The organism is Alteromonas algae (assembly GCF_049117195.1).
GTDB lineage: Bacteria > Pseudomonadota > Gammaproteobacteria > Enterobacterales > Alteromonadaceae > Alteromonas.
Window position 1 is genome coordinate 2463228 of sequence record NZ_CP185260.1, and the last position, 16984, is coordinate 2480211.

Annotated in this window: 19 protein-coding genes; 12 read left to right on the plus strand and 7 right to left on the minus strand. The window is 44.0% G+C overall.

Annotation, left to right across the window (positions count from 1 at the left end):
• Nucleotides 1-13 precede the first annotated feature (13 nt).
• A complete protein-coding gene (locus ACOJRU_RS11020) occupies nucleotides 14-703 on the plus strand; it encodes a Crp/Fnr family transcriptional regulator (RefSeq protein WP_421131796.1) in 690 nt (229 codons plus the stop codon).
• Between the two features lie 84 nt (nucleotides 704-787).
• On the opposite strand, the gene ACOJRU_RS11025 is transcribed toward ACOJRU_RS11020, so the two are convergent.
• A complete protein-coding gene (locus ACOJRU_RS11025; RefSeq protein ID WP_421131797.1) occupies nucleotides 788-1120 on the minus strand; it encodes a hypothetical protein in 333 nt (110 codons plus the stop codon).
• 237 nt (nucleotides 1121-1357) lie between these two features.
• Entirely contained in the window at nucleotides 1358-2572 is a 1215-nt protein-coding gene (fabB, locus tag ACOJRU_RS11030) for a beta-ketoacyl-ACP synthase I (protein ID WP_421131798.1), read from the minus strand.
• Nucleotides 2573-2896: 324 nt separating this feature from the next.
• Here fabB and mnmC point away from each other — a divergent pair, with 324 nt between their 5' ends.
• Nucleotides 2897-4942 (plus strand): bifunctional tRNA (5-methylaminomethyl-2-thiouridine)(34)-methyltransferase MnmD/FAD-dependent 5-carboxymethylaminomethyl-2-thiouridine(34) oxidoreductase MnmC, encoded by a 2046-nt coding sequence (mnmC, locus tag ACOJRU_RS11035; RefSeq protein WP_421131799.1) that lies wholly within the window; start codon nucleotides 2897-2899, stop codon nucleotides 4940-4942.
• A 97-nt stretch (nucleotides 4943-5039) separates the two neighbouring features.
• On the opposite strand, the gene ACOJRU_RS11040 is transcribed toward mnmC, so the two are convergent.
• The 3 genes from ACOJRU_RS11040 to ACOJRU_RS11050 are packed head-to-tail and all read right to left on the minus strand — an operon-like array spanning nucleotide 5040 to nucleotide 7153.
• Nucleotides 5040-5759 carry a FlgO family outer membrane protein gene (locus ACOJRU_RS11040; protein ID WP_421131800.1) on the minus strand — a complete coding sequence of 240 codons (720 nt, stop codon included), beginning with the start codon at nucleotides 5757-5759 and terminating at the stop codon, nucleotides 5040-5042.
• Between the two features lie 4 nt (nucleotides 5760-5763).
• On the minus strand, nucleotides 5764-6531 hold the full coding sequence (locus tag ACOJRU_RS11045) for a FlgO family outer membrane protein (RefSeq protein ID WP_421131801.1): 768 nt from the start codon (nucleotides 6529-6531) through the stop codon (nucleotides 5764-5766).
• A gap of 4 nt (nucleotides 6532-6535) precedes the next feature.
• Nucleotides 6536-7153 (minus strand): FlgO family outer membrane protein, encoded by a 618-nt coding sequence (locus tag ACOJRU_RS11050; RefSeq protein WP_421131802.1) that lies wholly within the window; start codon nucleotides 7151-7153, stop codon nucleotides 6536-6538.
• A gap of 771 nt (nucleotides 7154-7924) precedes the next feature.
• On the opposite strand from ACOJRU_RS11050, the gene ACOJRU_RS11055 reads away from it, so the two are divergent.
• The 10 genes from ACOJRU_RS11055 (at nucleotide 7925) to ACOJRU_RS11100 (ending at nucleotide 14770) form a co-directional block, all read left to right on the plus strand.
• Nucleotides 7925-8224, plus strand: a complete 300-nt coding sequence (locus tag ACOJRU_RS11055; protein WP_148291021.1) for a hypothetical protein — start codon at nucleotides 7925-7927, stop codon at nucleotides 8222-8224.
• A gap of 489 nt (nucleotides 8225-8713) precedes the next feature.
• A complete protein-coding gene (locus ACOJRU_RS11060; protein ID WP_421131803.1) occupies nucleotides 8714-9034 on the plus strand; it encodes a colicin immunity domain-containing protein in 321 nt (106 codons plus the stop codon).
• 117 nt (nucleotides 9035-9151) lie between these two features.
• The gene (locus ACOJRU_RS11065) at nucleotides 9152-10027 is read left to right on the plus strand and encodes a hypothetical protein (protein ID WP_421131804.1); all 876 of its coding nucleotides are present in this window, start codon (nucleotides 9152-9154) and stop codon (nucleotides 10025-10027) included.
• A gap of 118 nt (nucleotides 10028-10145) precedes the next feature.
• Nucleotides 10146-11381, plus strand: coding sequence for an AAA family ATPase (locus tag ACOJRU_RS11070; protein WP_421131805.1), 1236 nt, complete (start codon nucleotides 10146-10148; stop codon nucleotides 11379-11381).
• Nucleotides 11374-12036, plus strand: coding sequence for an HNH endonuclease (locus ACOJRU_RS11075; protein WP_421131806.1), 663 nt, complete (start codon nucleotides 11374-11376; stop codon nucleotides 12034-12036). Before ACOJRU_RS11070 ends, ACOJRU_RS11075 begins: the two co-directional genes overlap by 8 nt.
• A gap of 114 nt (nucleotides 12037-12150) precedes the next feature.
• On the plus strand, nucleotides 12151-12657 hold the full coding sequence (locus ACOJRU_RS11080) for a GNAT family N-acetyltransferase (protein WP_421131807.1): 507 nt from the start codon (nucleotides 12151-12153) through the stop codon (nucleotides 12655-12657).
• 95 nt (nucleotides 12658-12752) lie between these two features.
• The gene (locus ACOJRU_RS11085; RefSeq protein ID WP_421131808.1) at nucleotides 12753-13328 is read left to right on the plus strand and encodes a DUF922 domain-containing Zn-dependent protease; all 576 of its coding nucleotides are present in this window, start codon (nucleotides 12753-12755) and stop codon (nucleotides 13326-13328) included.
• 100 nt (nucleotides 13329-13428) lie between these two features.
• Nucleotides 13429-14046, plus strand: a complete 618-nt coding sequence (locus ACOJRU_RS11090; protein WP_421131809.1) for a class I SAM-dependent methyltransferase — start codon at nucleotides 13429-13431, stop codon at nucleotides 14044-14046.
• Between the two features lie 34 nt (nucleotides 14047-14080).
• Nucleotides 14081-14401: a hypothetical protein gene (locus tag ACOJRU_RS11095; protein WP_421131810.1), complete on the plus strand. Its 321-nt coding sequence runs from the start codon at nucleotides 14081-14083 to the stop codon at nucleotides 14399-14401.
• A gap of 51 nt (nucleotides 14402-14452) precedes the next feature.
• On the plus strand, nucleotides 14453-14770 hold the full coding sequence (locus ACOJRU_RS11100) for an antibiotic biosynthesis monooxygenase family protein (protein ID WP_421131811.1): 318 nt from the start codon (nucleotides 14453-14455) through the stop codon (nucleotides 14768-14770).
• Between the two features lie 83 nt (nucleotides 14771-14853).
• Here ACOJRU_RS11100 and ACOJRU_RS11105 read toward each other — a convergent pair whose 3' ends face one another.
• Together ACOJRU_RS11105 and ACOJRU_RS11110 are read right to left on the minus strand one after the other, a co-directional pair.
• A complete protein-coding gene (locus ACOJRU_RS11105) occupies nucleotides 14854-15768 on the minus strand; it encodes a sulfite exporter TauE/SafE family protein (RefSeq protein ID WP_421131812.1) in 915 nt (304 codons plus the stop codon).
• Nucleotides 15768-16973: a hypothetical protein gene (locus ACOJRU_RS11110; RefSeq protein WP_421131813.1), complete on the minus strand. Its 1206-nt coding sequence runs from the start codon at nucleotides 16971-16973 to the stop codon at nucleotides 15768-15770. The genes ACOJRU_RS11105 and ACOJRU_RS11110 overlap by 1 nt, the downstream gene beginning before the upstream one ends.
• Nucleotides 16974-16984 lie beyond the last annotated feature (11 nt).

Consider the following 16984-nt stretch of genomic DNA (forward strand, 5'->3'; position numbering starts at 1 on the left):
GAAATTTGTTAATATGGAAGACCTTTCTAGTTTAGCCAGCTCTACGTGGTTTGCCGCTATTGAGCAACACTTGCAAGACGCGCTACTTGATAAAGTGCGGGTGAAGCATTTAAAGCCAGGTCAGCAGCTTCATGCAAAAGGCGAGGACGGCGTGGGGTTTTACGGCGTTATTGAAGGCCGATTACGCGTAGTAACGCCAGGGTATGATGGTAAAGAAATGTTGTTTGCCTTGTTAGGGCCAGGAACATGGTTTGGTGAGATTTCATTATTCGATAACCTGCCCCGTACGCATGACAATTACAGCGAGGGAAACAGCAAAGTAGGCATTATTCCTAAGGCATCGTTTACGGCACTGCTTGCTAAACACCCAGAACTGTATCGGCATTTTACTACCCTGCTGTGTTCGCGAGTAAGAAGCGCCTTTCAATTTATCGACTCTACCGCTGGATTATCGCTAACGCATCAACTGGTTCGACGTTTACTGATGCTTGCAACCAGCTATGGGCAGCACTTACCGCAAGATGCCTCTATCACCCTAACGCTTTCGCAAGAATCACTGGCGCAGATGATTAATAGTAGCCGGCAAACCGTGAACCAAATATTACGCGACCTGCAACGTGATGGGCTTGTTTCGCTGCATTACGGAAAAATTACGGTACCCAACCCATCTGCGCTGTTTTCACTGTTAAGCACTAACGCGTAAACCCCTTGGCAAGCTAGGCAATAATGAAAACGATACTGAGAGAATACGTAGCGCACTGCAGTATACGCAGTGCGCTATATGTGCCTACTTTTCTTTCGAACTGCGAATTCGCTTAAGTTGGTCAGGGGATAGGCGAATAACGCTTCCCGGATACGGGCGCCCTTGAGGGTAATTCCATTCTTTCGGCGTAACAGACTCGGCAAAGTCTAAAAACGACCGACAGGTTTTACGTGAAGGCACTAAGCCCAATTTATCGGCGTACGCCGCAAGATAACGGGTATCTACATTTTCTTTTTGCAGTAGGCAATAAGCCTCTGTCGAATACGTTTGTTCTTGTGCGCTAGCAGCGCCCACAAACCCCATTGTTGTTAGTGCTGCAACGTATGTTAATTGACGAACTAATTTCAAACCGCTCATAGTGTTTCCTGTTTTGATTATTGTTTTTACATTTTTGTAATATTACAAAACAAGCATATGACAGATTTCCTATTTCTCAAGTTATCAGGTACTAAGGCAATAATGATAAATGTAAACATGTGTGTTGAGGGGCAGTAAGCCGCTTATAAAGCATAAAACATTGCGTTATATGGCAGAAACAAAAAACGCTGCCATTGGCAGCGTTTTCACAAACTCATTTGGTTTAAATAACGGCAACTAGCCTTTGTATTTTTGGATAACCAAGGTCGCGTTAGTGCCACCAAAACCAAAGCTGTTCGACATAATTGTGTTTAACTCGGCGTTGCGGGTTTCGGTAACAATATCCAAACCCGCCGCGGCGTCGTCAAGTGTGTCGATGTTGATAGACGGCGCAATGAAATTATTTTCCATCATCAACATGCTGTATATGGCTTCATTCACCCCAGCTGCACCAAGCGCATGACCGGTAAGTGATTTTGTAGCACTGATGGGCACGCCAGACTGTCCGAATACCTCTTGAATAGCGGCTAGCTCTTTGACATCGCCAACAGGGGTAGACGTACCGTGAGTATTTAGGTAATCGATTGGCCCTTCTACGTTTTGCATTGCCATCTTCATACAACGAATGGCGCCTTCACCAGAAGGGGCTACCATATCAAACCCGTCAGACGTTGCACCGTAACCTACTACTTCACCGTAAATTTTAGCGCCGCGTGCAAGTGCGTGTTCTAGTTCTTCAACAACAACCATACCGCCGCCGCCAGAACTAACAAAGCCGTCGCGTGCTGCGTCATAGGTACGCGAAGCCACTGATGGATTGTCGTTGTACTTCGAGCTTAGTGCGCCCATGGCATCGAACTGGCTTGATAGCGACCAATGTAGTTCTTCACCGCCACCGGCAAACACAACGTCTTGCTTGCCTAACTGAATAAGCTCTAACGCGTTACCAATGCAGTGCGCACTGGTTGCGCATGCAGACGCAATAGAATAGTTAACACCGCGAATTTTAAACGGCGTGGCTAAACAGGCTGAAACGGTAGACGCCATACAACGTGGCACCATATACGGCCCTACGCGCTTAACGCCTTTTTCGCGCAAAATGTCTGCCGACAATACTTGGTTTTCTGATGATGCCCCACCAGACCCTGCAATAATGCCCGTGCGATCGTTAGAAATGTCAGATTCTTCTAAGCCTGAATCGTCGATAGCCTGTTGCATTGCAACATACGCGTAAGCAGCCGCATCGCCCATGAACCGCATTGCCTTTCTATCGATATGCTCTTTTAGGTCGATATCGATGTTGCCCCAAACTTGGCTACGAAGGCCCATTTCTGCGAATTGGTCAGAAAACGTGATACCCGACTTCCCTGCTTTTAATGAAGCAAGTACGTCATTTTTATTTGCGCCGATACTTGAGACAATGCCAAGACCGGTGATAACTGCTCTTCTCATAGTTTACCCTTTGCGTTGATGCGGCTTATGGTAATGATTTTAAATGACGAAGTGGTCTGCTTTGCATGAGATGCACGAACTTTGTGGGCCACATCTTTGTTATTGTTCGATTGATAGTAATACTCGTCATCTATTTCCTTACTTTTCACAATGTAACACGAAAGGTATGATCACATGCCAGTGCAATTAAGTAAGTTCACAAAAGCTTAACGAATATTGCGCGATATCAAGGTGCCACTCACACGCGGTAACCATGTACAATAGCCGCGCACCGTACTTCATATTAACGCAACCAGTAATGGCAGTTTAAGAGCAGCAATAATAGTGAAATCACAACAAGCCAAAGTTCATTTTAACGAAAACGGTACACCCGTTGCCGACCATTTTGATGACGTTTATTTTTCAAACGACAGCGGCATTAATGAAACTGAACACGTGTTTATTAATGGAAATGACTTACTTGAACGGTGGGCCGACTGGCAACACCCTGTGTTTGTGATTGCTGAAACAGGGTTTGGTACCGGGCTTAACTTTTTAGTGGCCATGCGGGCGTTTGCACAATTTAAAGCGCAGCACCCGTCGCACTGTTTAACTCGGTTGCACTTTATTAGCACTGAAAAATTCCCGCTTCCCCATGCCGATATGCAACAAGCGCTAAAGGCGTTCCCTTCGCTTTGTGAAGAGGCAAAGGCATTAGGCGAACGTTACCCTATGCACCTTGAAGGTTGCCACCGTATTCACTTCGACGAGCACAATACCACGCTCGACTTATGGATTGGTGATGTACATACCTTACTTCCGCAGTGGCCTACCCCTACCGATGGGCTAGTAGATGCGTGGTTCTTAGATGGTTTTGCCCCCAGTAAAAACCCAGACATGTGGACAGACGCCCTGTTTTCTCAAATGGCGAGGCTTTCCAAGCACGACACAACGTTTGGTACGTTCACGGCGGCAGGCATCGTAAAGCGTGGGCTAGCCGCGGTAGGCTTCACTATTAAAAAACGCAAAGGGTTTGGTAGAAAGCGGGACATGATCACCGGCACGTTTGATGTCGAGTCGCCCAATACCAACCAACGTCTTCGCGCCGCAGAAGGGCCCTACTATCGCTATCATAGAACGCCACTTAATACCGACAGCCATGTGGTTGTGGTGGGCTCGGGGCTTGCCGCTGCAACCACCGTGCTTTCACTGGTAAAACGCGGCATTCGTGTATCACTTTGTTTTGATGAAGACACCTTAGCGACAGGTGCGTCGGGCAACCCACAAGGTGGCTTTTACCCCCAGCTTCACAGTGAAGCAAGCATTGCCAGCAAAATTCAAGCACACGGTTTTCTTTACGCGGCCCATTGTTATCAACAGTTGTTTACGCACACTGAACATGTTGACCACGACTTTTGTGGCGTATTGCAACTAAGCTTTAATGATAAGTCGTTAGCGCGACATAAAAAACTGTCAGACGCCAACGTATGGCCAACTGAACTGATTGATTATGTTACGCCAGCGCAAGCGTCTGATATTGCCAGCCTGTCGCTGCCCTACCCTGGCTTATTTATGAAAAAAGGTGGGTGGATTTCTCCGCCACAACTGGTTAGGGCACTGATTGCGCGCGCAAAGCAGTGCGGAGACGTAACCTTGTTCCCTGCCCATACGTACGCCGACCACCGTCTGCATGACGTAGATACCTCGCCACAGGTAACGGTGTCGTTTGAAAACGGTTCGTCGATACAAGCAGACCACCTTATTTTAGCCACCGGTGCAGGCGCGGTTAATACCCACGCGTTCAGTGCTATGCCGCTTAGGCCGGTACGCGGGCAAGTAGAAGCCATTGCCACGCAAGCGCCAATATCACAGTTAACCACGGTACTATGCCATAAGGGCTATATGACACCTGCATTGCACGGGCGTCATGCGCTAGGGTCTACCTACGTAAAAGACGATTTAGCAACCCAAGTGCGCGCAGAAGAAACGCAAGACAACTTGGCCATGCACGAACAAGCGCTGTCTAAAACCGACATCATTAGCACGCTACAACACGATGGCACGGCCAGAGCAGCCATTCGCTTAGGCTCGCCCGATCATCACCCGGTAGTGGGCATGTTAGACGATTTTAAAGCACTAAAAGCCAATTACGCCATGTTGGGGTTAGGCAAACCACTAGCCACCGCGCCTACGCTGCCTAATACGCCCGTAAGTACCCTAGCCTGTTTAGGCTCGCGTGGGCTGACTACCTCGCCATTAATGGCCGAACTGCTAGTCAGTAGCTTATGTCACGAACCCTTGCCCGTTGAAAATACCCTTAGCAACGCGCTTAATACGTCGCGGTTTATGACAAGAGACGCCATTCGCGGGCTGTTTGAAGACAACGCGTAGCAGGCATACTGGCGCGCAGCAAAAGAGAACAGCACACAACGCAAAACGCCGAGTTAATTAGCATTAACTCGGCGTTTTATTTAGTGCAGATAAGGGGTTAAAACGCGTTGGCTTGTTGGCTATCGATTTTGTTCAAGTCCATAACAATAAAGGCCGGTATATAAACATTGGCACTGGCAACAACTTGCTTATTTTGAAGCGACACAATACGCGCATTCACGCGAACCCCTCTGTCGTCTTCGATAATGGTGCCGGTAACCACATGGTCCATTTCAACCTGTTTTGCCAACCGCTCACCCTGACGAGTAAATACAAAATCGCCAATAGGCGTTACGGTAATGCCTCCGGCAAGCTTAAAGTCGACAATGGCTAGGCCAAAATCTTGTAATTCCGCAATGAGGTATTCAGATAACTGGTTACCTAAAATGGGCGCATCGTCTAACGTATGATTAAGGCGCACGAAACTAGCCACCCCAACCATATCTTGATGGGTTAAACGGGTTGCGTTGTCCATTAACTCCATGGCCAATTGCGACGCATAGTCGTTCAAACGTTTGTGCGTTTGAGTAGGAAAAAACCCGTTGTGCATAGGGTCTTTATAGCCCGGCTCAACTGCAACATGCTGCTGATACTGGCGGTCGCGAGAATCGGGCGTATACACCAACCCTGAGCGATTTGGCACTTGAACGGGCTCGGCGTCGTGCGTAATAGCGCCGTCGTCACCTAGCCAAAACGACCCCATCGAGGCGGTATTGGTGCACCCTGATAACGTGAAAGAGGCTATCGCAACCAGGCTTACTAGTAAGCGGAAATTCATACTGCTACCCTCGGCTTAACTTTACACCGTCGCGCATACCGTTTTGCTGGCTACCGTCACTTGGGATAAGCGCGTCAACCACGTAAAACGGCACTAGCATTTGTGCACTGGCAACAACGGCCCTCGACTCCATCCCTAAAATACGTGCGTTTACCAGCACGCCGCCTTGGTGCTTGGTCATGGTGCCGGTTAATACATATTCGATGGGTAAACTGCTGCTAAGCTCTAAATAATCTCTACTTAATACAAAGTCGCCCGCTTCCGTAATACGAATATATTCGGTGGCTTTAAAGTCTATTACCGGTACACGAAACTTATGCAGTTCGTGAAGAAAAGACTCGGCCATTTGACGGCCTAGTAAATCGGTTTGCTGCAAGTCGGTATCGAGCAGTGCGAAATGCGTAATACCAATTGGCGTTTTTTCGTTTACGTATTCCATGTTGGCAATAAGGTCTTGCGTCATGTTTTTCACATAATCGCCAATGTGTTTGGTAAGCGGGCGACCTTTATACGCACCTTGCACGCTAGAATACAGCGGAGGCTGGCCAATAGCGCCGTACGCGTCCATACCTTGGCTTACGGGTTCATCATCATCGGCTTTTTTCATCATCGACGGCGAGCGGTCTTGCGCGGTGATATCAATAACATTCATTGCTGGGCGCATTGGCTCGGCAGCGGCAACTTCTTCATCGCCTGCCATCATTGCGCAACCGCTTAATGTCGATAACGACGCAGCTACTACTAATGCTATGGCGTTGTTTAATTTTTTCATCCCGTTACCTCATACCTTGCGTGCGATAGAGCATGCCGCCACGTGTTGTGACTTGTTCTTCTTCCCAAAATAGCTCTGCCGGAAAAAAGCGCGTTGCGGCTGCTACTACATTTTTATTACGTGCGTTAACAATGCGCGCGTTCACCATGGCACCAGACTGCTGGTATACCATAGTGCCCGTAATGTAAAAATCGACCCGTTCAATGTTAGATAGCTGGTCGATATCACGCGTTAAAATTCTGTCGCTTGTATCATTTACTATTATATCGTTTGAAAGCTTAAATTCTTGAGTGCTATATCCGCGCTTCGTTGCTTCTGTAATTAGCCCCTGCTCTAACTGGTGGCCTAATAACATTAGCGGGTGCTGATGGTCAGCGTTGTATTTCATGCTGTCTACTGGCACAAAGCCAACTACCGCATAGCGCGACTGCCTTGCAGGCCTTACGTCGGCGAACAGCTCGTTAGCTAGCAAATACGTGTGGTATTCCACATTCCCAAGGGCCGGTACCGTATCAAGCTGCGATTGAGAAAGCTGGTCGTTGGTGTTTTGCGATGACGAACACCCCGACAAAAAACCGGCGGTAACAAGTAATAAAGCTAGTGTCTTTTTAAAACGAGACATGATGTTGATCCGAATAATTATTGCACTTATTGCGCCTACAACGCCCTTATAATGGTTGCCATTGTAGCGCTACGCGCGTGGTAACAACGAACATATTACGTGGCATAGTGTTACGCCGGCGTATGTGTGTTTGCGTATGAATTTGCAATTTTTGCACCAACAAGAACAGCACACGGTTAATAACACACAAAAACCTGAATACGCCGCTGTAGCAAGGCACAAGCCCCCGTTTTAGTTTTTTTTGAAGGCGTAGCAATTGCCAACAGGCGCTATGAATGTAAAGCACCGCTTATAAAACGGAAAACTTTTGCCGCTTTACAGCACGCACGTTGCCGCAATATGGTTAAGATTAGGGCTGATATCCATCGTATTGTGCGCCGTATTTCCAACCGTGTTCCCTGCCCCTTTATTACTTAGACACAAAAAGCGTAACGCCACAGTTAAAGCGCGCGAAGTGGCTGGCATGGTTAAACCAAAGAAAATAAAAAAGCCCGTAAAATGAGTAAAAAATTACAGCACAGTTTTTGGATACTGTATTTTTGTGGGGTAAGGAAAATAAAAAGGAAGTATTCCGTAATTATTGCTTACGGTAGTACTTTCATAATTTAACACTTTGTTTTAAAGCAGTTTTCTTGTAAGTTATAAAATATTACAAAAGGAAAAACGGAAAGTTTCCATGTTGCATACAGGATTTTTTCCGCACACTAAGTTGTTATAAGCCAGATTAAGGCCATGAAAATATTCTTTTTTATAATAGGCGTGGCCCTATATTTGGCTGCATTAAACTTGTTGGTTAAAGGCCACAAGTCGTTAAACCTTCGCTTCGGCTGGCCAACGCCATCAGGGCTAGCCAACAATGCACTCTGCTATTTCTTTTTTGCTGCTTTTATTTGTGTAGTCATTCCTTTTGCTTTCTTTTTTCCATTATGGCTCAACACGTTTTTGCCAGTACTTCAGTCAACACAAACCAATAACGCTCTTCTCATACTGCTCGGTGGCTTTGTTCTTTCCGTTACAATGTGGTTAAACTATAAAAAATCTAAACAAGGCAGTTTTAACAGTGGCTTATAACAAACAAATTATGTCACTCGCTGCCGCTCGCTGGGACGCAAACACGTGCGCGGCTTCGCCATTATTGCACACGTGTTTGCGCCCCATATTTGGAAGTTAGGCGTCATTTACTTACAGCATTAAAATGTGGGTTCAAACGTGACATTCCAGCATCAAGGTTGTTTCGCTAGGTTGTCTTTGCGGCTAGCAAATATTGCTGTTTAAGCGACTTTAGCAACGCACTTTTAATCAGTATCGCAACGCCACAATTTCACGTCACCAGCTTTCTAAACTCGCTCATTTATCCTGCATTGTCGTTAACATCTGGCTTTTCGCACAGGGTTGTTTTATCTTAAAATCAATTATTTAAACACGCGGTCTATTTGGCTAGTGGTGGCAGCAAAGCTGCGTACGCTCCTTTGTACGCCTAACAAAACGCTGTTGGCACTCCCTTCGGTCGCTGGGACGCTAACACGTGGGCTGGCTCGCTTCGCTCGGATTTTAGCCCACGTGCTAGCGCCCCAAAGCTTAGCGTTAGCAGTACAAGGGAGTCGCCAAACGGTGGAAGATGAGTTTAAAGTATTAGTTGAGAGCTTTATTGAGAACAAAGTGTCTGCTGATCAATTTATGACTTCATTTATGAACCTGTGGCGTGAAACTCGGGACTCAGGTGTTCTAAACGAATGTGACCCTCGACTAGGTCGAATTCTTGATCGAATGTTCACTAGCTGTGATGCTTATGATCCTGCTCCAGAGGGGCCATTCGAAATCAGCGCAGTTCAATTTAAAGAAGAAATCAAGGACATGGCGTATCTATGCTGGGGCAACTAGTACTGCTAACAAGTTACTTAAAAGGACGTAAAACGCTTGGCTTGCGCTCCTTCGTCGCTAATTTTAGCCAAGCATTTTACGCCCATTAGTAAGGCGTTAAGTTTCTAAGGAGAACTGATGGAGTCAACTAGACAACCAAAAATAAATAACCGTCAGAAGATGGATGTTTCCTCATTGTCTTTAGATAAGGATGACCTCAAACGGTTTTGCGAAATACTACAAGAGAGGGCGCATGCTGCTGCCGAAATAGAAGTTGGCCTTTTTCAGCAAAACGAGCAAACTGAAGAGCAGTTTGAGGCGAACAAAGCGACCTTAAGAGAATCCTTTCAGTTAAAGATTACAATTACAGGCATAGATGGAGATGAGCACTGGGGTTTTATCGAAGAGGTTTTTGAGTCCGTTAACTTTCCAGAGCAAGTAAAGTCATTATACGTCGATAGCGAATCTACGCTACGTTATGTCCATAATTATTATCCACATAACTCTTTCAAAATATTCTTAGACTTTACCAAGCCTAGAATCTTCGACCTTTCATTGTTGCCTAGTACAGGCACTCCGAATGAATCCAATATTGAGGTGAAAGGTTACGATGCTACGTGGGTAAATGGAGTGTTTAGTGAGCTTAAATCATATGTCGATGCTCGTGGCTCTACTCTTTCTAAAGTTCATAATCATAGTGTTTATGACATTCTGCTTTGGGTTCTTGGCTTTCCGATTTCTTTTTGGGTGTGTAGCAAATCTTCCTCATCAATAGAAAATTCTTTTGGCAATGGCAACGCATTTGTTGTAAGTGCCTTATACCTTTACGCATTTGTCGCCACTCTGTTTCTTTTTAGGATATTGTTTCACTACTTACGGTGGGTTTGCCCATTAGTAGAATACAAAAACAAAGCCAACAAAATGCTGATGCATAGAGCCATTTTTGGGGTCTTATCTGTCGGCTGGGTAGGCCAGTTTGTTTATGACATAGCAAAGTGGCTAATCAAAACTTAACAAGCGCGTCAATTAGGACGCTCGCAAGCTCTCGCCTATTACGCGGGCGTTATCTTATCCATGCTGTTCGAGCGGTGTTTTAAATTATCGTTCTATTTAATCATAAAGAGAATTACAAGTGTTCAAAAATTTAACTATTGATGATTGGCGTCAATTTAAAAATATAAACATTGATTTAGGTAAAGAAGTCACAATTATTACTGGAGCAAATGGTACAGGTAAAACGACATTGTTAAACTTTTTGAATTCACATTTTGGTTGGGAACTAGAAGTTTTATCAACACCAGAAAAAGACTCTTCTACTGGCTTTATGAGATATTTTACTGGTTTTTCTAAATTGTATAATAAAGAAGAGCAAAAATTTTTAAATATAGGGCTGATAAAATATAGTGATGACAATGAAGGCATTGTTCAAATTCCAGTAGAATCTGGAGCAAGCTATAAGTTTAATATAATAAATAAAAAAAGCATTAGTGGGATGCATATACCTTCTCACAGACCCGTAAACAGTTACAAAGAAGTAGATTCAATCCCAACTAAACCCAAAAGCAAAGAGGATTATTTCGAAGAATACAATGCAAACGTTTTTGATAAATTTAGTAACAAGAGTGAGTGGCTTAAGAATGTTAGTCCTAGCTATTTACTTAAACAATCATTAATAGGTTTAGCAACATTTGGTTATGGGAATGACCACGTAATTGAAAATAAGGAATATGCAGAACTATTTGAAGGATTTCAGAATACATTAAAGCTATTACTACCTAAAAGTTTAGGCTTTGAAAAGTTAGAAATTAGAATTCCGGAAGTCGTCCTTGTCACCGCAACGGGGGACTTTTCAATTGACTCTGCATCAGGTGGGGTATCTTCAATAATCAGTTTAGCGTGGCAAATTTATATGTTTTCGCAAAATAAAGATAAGTTTGCAATTACCATTGATGAGCCTGAAAATCATCTACATCCATCTATGCAAAGAGAATTGATACCGAATTTGGTTTCTGCTTTCCCAAAAGCTCAATTTATTGTAGTAACACATAGTCCTTTTATTGTCAGTTCATCAAAATCAGCATCAGTATATGCCCTTCAGTATAACGATGAAAACAAAGTCACTTCTCAATATTTAGATATGATCGATAAAAGTGGTAGCGCATCTAAAATACTCAGGGATGTGTTAGGTGTACCAGTTACAATCCCTGTATGGGTAGAGAGTGAATTGAATAAAGTTATTAGCAATTATTCTAGCAAAGGGATAACCGAAAACCTACTTTCTGATATGAGGGTTGAATTAGATTCGAAGGGGTTAGGAGAGTATATGCCACAGGCTGTAACATTAGTTGTGGAGAATATTGGTGATTAAATTAAATAAGGCAAAAGAGCCGGATGTACTAAAAGATAATGCAGTTCAGTGGACAACTGAACTTATGGGTTATGTTGATAAAGGTGAAAAAGTACCTAAAAGCTTAGAAAATAAATATAACCAAGGAAATATAAAAGTAACACTTCAGGAAGAAACCTTTTATAAATGTATGTATTGTGAAAGTAAAGTCGAACATGTTGCTCATGAACATATTGAGCATATAAAGCCTAAAGCAATTAAGAGATTCCCAAAACTAACCTTTAGCTGGGAAAACCTTGGAATAGCATGCCAAAAATGTAACATGAATAAAAGTGATTTATATGATGAAGAACATCCATTTATAAATCCATATCAAGATCAGCCTAGCAATCATTTTTATGCTTGTGGTCCATATGTATTTCATAAGCCAGGCGACAAGCGTGGTGAAATGACAGAAATAACAATCAAAATCAATAGAGCTGAACTTATTGAACAGAGGGTAGAAAGAATCCGCCTTTTGAGAGTGCTCGCAGATAAGTTTGCAAATGAAAAGAATAAGATCCTTAAATCTTCAATTTTAAAGGAAATTAAAATTGAATTAGGAAAAGATAAAGTATATTCAATGTGCACCAATAGTATTATTAAAGTCGAAAATGATAGTCTCGTGGTCGGGTAAGATAACAAGTTGCTTAAACGGACAAAAAAACAGTTGGCTTTTGCTCGTTCCTCGCTAATTCTAGCCAACAATTTTTGCCACTTAGCGTGGCGTTAGATGTTTCTCGGATATTGAATGCTCATTAATCCTTTAGTTGAATTCGAAAATAGTTATTTGGACTACATCAAGGAATTGGGTAGCGAAGAACGCTATCCCTATCCAATGGATTTAGATTGTTCAGATTTTCCTGCTTTCGTTCAGTTGTTAAGCAATTATTCAAAGGGTATCAACTTACCCAATCATATGGTGCCTAATACCACTTTCTGGCTCATCGAAAATAAAGAAATCGTTGGCTGCTCCCATTTGCGCCACACACTAAACGACTCATTAAAACATGCTGGCGGACATATAGGTTTAGGTATCAGGCCCAGTTATCGAGGCAAAGGCATTGGAAAACGACTACTATCTCAAACCATCGAACAGGCAAATAAAATTGATATTACAACAGTGCATATTCACTGCTACAAAAGTAATGTTGCTTCCGCAAAGCTCATAGAATCCTGTGGTGCAACACTAGATTCAACTGTAGATTTAGAGGATGGCTCGGAAAAGGTACTTAGGTTTATTTATGACCGCACCTAACAAAAAATAAAGCACTCACTTCGTTCGCTGGTACGCATATGCGTGGGCTGCTTATTTAAAAGTTATGTTTTAAATCTGACCAAAAAGTAGGTTTCATGAAAAACCTTATATTATTAAGCAAAACCGCAATCTTATTTTGCCTTTTATCAAGTGGTGCCTTTGCTACGCCTAAGGTAAATATAAATACTGAGTATTACTCTATACATGGCGCAACGGCTAATGAGCTAAGAAATGAGATGAATACTAAAAGCGCTATCAAGCAATCGGGAAACACCTACGATGCTTATACCTCTTGGTTTGTTAATTGGCGCTTCAATTGGAATGAAAATAATGGTCAGTGCGCTATGACGAGTGTTAAAAGCACTGTCGAAGTTAATTTCACTCTACCCAAGTGGGAGAATAGTAATGGTGCAGCGGTAAATCTAAAAAAGCGTTGGACACATTATTACAATGCACTAATTGCACACGAAAATGGCCATAAAGACTTTGGTATTAATGCAGCTAAAGAGGTTGAAAACCATCTGTCAGTTTTATCAGCAAAAAATTGCTCTAGGTTAAAAAGTAAAGCCAATAGTCTTGGTAAAAAGATTATTGAAAAATACGTAGCTCTTGAAAAAAAGTATGATGAAAATACTAATCATGGAATGAAGAATGGGGCTGTATTCCCATAAAACATAACAAGCAATTCAACAGGGCTAAAAACAGCGGGCTATTCGCTTTGCTCCATTTTAGCCCGTTAATTGGGCGTTAACAATCGGAGGTTAGCCGCTCATGAGAGAATATGATCAGGTCGGTTCAAAATATCGAAAAACAAGATCGCCGATTATAGGCGTTGCAGATGTCCTAAGTCTTATTGAACAATTTGGCAGAAAGATTTCAGTGTTGGATCTTGGGTGTGGTAATGGATTTCCTATCGCAGTTGCTGCCCATAGGAAGGCTTCTCATTACGTTGGGGTTGATTCTTCAAAGATATTGGCTGAGGAGTTCACCTCCAATGTGTTAGGAGCTGAAATTCTTATTGCAAGTATGGATGAAGTTGATCTTGGCGGGAGGAAGTTCGATTTTGTTTTTGGATTTGGAAGTGTTTTTCATTTGCCGCCTGAAAGGCAAAGGAAGGCATTACGGAAAGCAGCCGACGTTGTTGAGCTGGGCGGAGTTCTGATGTTTACCTCTTCTAGGGAGGATGGTTATTGCACTGGAAACGTTGCAGGAGTAACCGTTCCACATTGGTCCTTGGGCGAAGATAATTACGTTGAGTTGCTAGAAAGTTGTGGTTTATCTTACAAAGGCTGGAAAATGGCGAGCGGCGAAAACTGCATGTTCATTTTTAATAAAGAATCGGCTAACCAATCGAGTAAGCCGAGCGCTGAAAAGCGCGCCGTTTTTTGAAGCATTACGTACCCATCAGTACCGAGGATTAATTATGACAGGTAGAATAGTTATTGTTGGTTATAAGCCAAAAGAAGGAAAGCAAGCTGAGCTTGAAGCCCTTGTAAACGCACACCTACCCACGCTCAGGTCAGAGGGCTTAGTCAGTAATCGAGAACCTATTGCTATGCGTGCAGAAGATGGAACCATTATCGAAGTATTTGAATGGGCATCTAAAGAAGCTATTGAAAAAGCCCACTCGAACGCTAAAGTACAGGAAATGTGGGTATCGTTTTCAAGGGTTTGTGACTATGTGCCGGTTTCTCAAGTAAACGAAATCTCCTCACTCTTCTCAGAGTTTACCCCTTTAGGTTAATGCGCGAAGATCAATCCTCAAACAATGGTGATTTTTAATTAAGGTGCAATGATGTTAGCGGTAGTTTTACAGTTTGACGTTATTGAAGGTATGGAAAATCAATTCAGGCAGGCGTGGGTTGAAACTACCGAAATAATCTATCAAAACTTCGGTAGTTTAGGTTCTCGATTACATCAGGCTGATAACGGAAAGTTTATTGCGTATGCGCAGTGGCCTAGCCTAGATGTTTATGAAAGTGATCATCACTGGCCTGAAGGCTCAAAAAACGCTCGGGAAGCAATGAGGAAATGCCTTAAAAATGGTGCGCCTACTGTGCTACATAAATTAAAGCTTGATACTGATTTGCTAAAAGAAAGTGCAGCAATGTAGCTTTTAAGCAAGTTGCCTAGCTGCATGAGGCAGTGAATGTTTATTCGTGCCCCCAATAGCGCGATAAACGGTAAAACCGCTTTTTAGTCAAACGCCATAACATCAAAGCATTCATCGTTAACGGCTAACACACAGTGGCTATGCACTAATTCCGTATTTGGCGACATCGACGTTACGCTTTTTTGCAGCATAAAACACCCCGTAACCACAAGGTAAACACCGAAGGCACGTTTTAGCATATTGGGGTTTAAGGTATGTGCAAGCTTTGCGCCTAAGGGGGCGGTAAGTACAGAAACAGCGCTAATTGCTATCCAACCAACGGTATTTACGTAGCCTAAAGACCCTAGCGGTAAACCAGCCTTGCCCCAACCGATAACCATAAACCCGATGGTGCCCGGTATTGCTATAAGCGCGCCAAAAGCAGAAGCGGTTCCTATGGCTTGATGAATGGGTCGGTTAGATAAAGTCATGGTTAATACGGTTATCGTGCCGCCGCCAATGCCCAGTAATGCTGATATACCGCCTAAGAAGGTGGCAAGCATCGCTTTAGTGCGCCCCTGTGGCAGGGTTTTATTCACTCGCTTATGGGCAAGCCACGTGGGAAATAAAAAATGCACCGACAACAATAATACACCCGCACCAAATACCCCCACTAACAGCGAAACGTTGGCGTCTGATGCTATAACCAAGCCCACAACAACCCCTGATGCAATCCACGGTGCCCAGCTTTTTACCACCGTAAAATCTACAGCATTGCGCGTTGAGTGAGAACGTGCCGCTCGAAGGCTTGTAGTAATAATGGTGGCCAACGAAGTACCAATAGCGAGGTGCACGGCAACATCATTCGCCACGCCCATCTTATTGAAGATAATAAGCAGGACAGGCACCACAACAAAACCGCCGCCAATACCGAAAAGGCCTGCGGTAAAACCTGCGCAGGCGCCAGCTGACAACATGGCGATAAGCAACCATAACGTATCAGCTGACAGTAGCGTCATTATTTTATGCCTTCAAAAACAAGCTTTTGCACCCGGCGTCCGGTGTTAACTTCTGTAGTGTACAAGTTGCCATCGCTATCGGTATCAATACTGTGAAGCCATGTAAATTGCCCTGGGTAGCGGCCATTTCTGCCTATTGAGCCTAAAAGTGTTAGCGACTCGCGCTCGTAAATCCATATGCGACCGTTCATCATGTCGGCCACATAAAGGTAGGTTTCGTCGGGTGAAAATGCTACGTCGGTAGCCGAGCCTACGCCCCCCGTTGCCCCTGCAACCTCAAGATTATGTTCAAAAGCAACATCACCGTTTTTCTCTCGCTTGAATATTTGTACGCGATTGTTGCGTCTGTCGCAGACATAAATTAAGCCGTCTGATGCCTGATTAACGCAGTGCACTATGTTCCCAAACAAGGGGTTTTCAACATCAACACCCTGGGCCTGAGGTTGCGCCGCTTGAGACTGGTCAAACGCGCCCGCACGCGTTGGGCCTGTTGGCTTATTGCCGTAAGCGCCCCAAATATGCGCTGCTTTTTTGTCATTAGTATTAAACGACACCATGCGCGCATTAATATAGCCATCAGAGATAACCACCTCATCGGCATTGGGGTCGTAGAAAACATCAGACGGATTCCCAAGTGTTGCTTTATCGGCATTACCCGCTGTTTTTCCTCGCTCGCCAAATTGTTTGATGAATGTGCCATCGAAACTAAAGTTAGCCACTACATGGTCGTCTTCGCCGTTACCCGCAATCCAAACAGAATCGTTAGGGTCTACATATAAACCATGTACATTTACTGGCCATTGATTAACACCATCGATGGTAGGTGCATGCGACGCCCCGCCCCATGCAGTAGCCACCTTACCTTGCGGCGTAAAACGAATAACGTGTGGCGCGGGCTCGCAACACAACGCCGTTTTTGGCGTAGCGGCTAACCCGGTATCGAACTTACCGAGCGAATTAGGACGCTGTAAAATCCATACGTGGTCGTATTTATCAATAGATAACCCACTAACCTGCCCTAGCAACCATGTATCAGGCAGCGATGGCCAACTTGCATCTACAGAAAAACGAGGCATTGGTGCGCTTGCGTTCGGATACGTTTCAACAGGGACTAACGCAGGTGACGTAGTGTCTTCTTTTGTTGCTGCAAATAAAGGGGTACTAAGTAAACTGTAAACAACAAGCGTTGATAAGGCGCGATGCATAACATCACCTC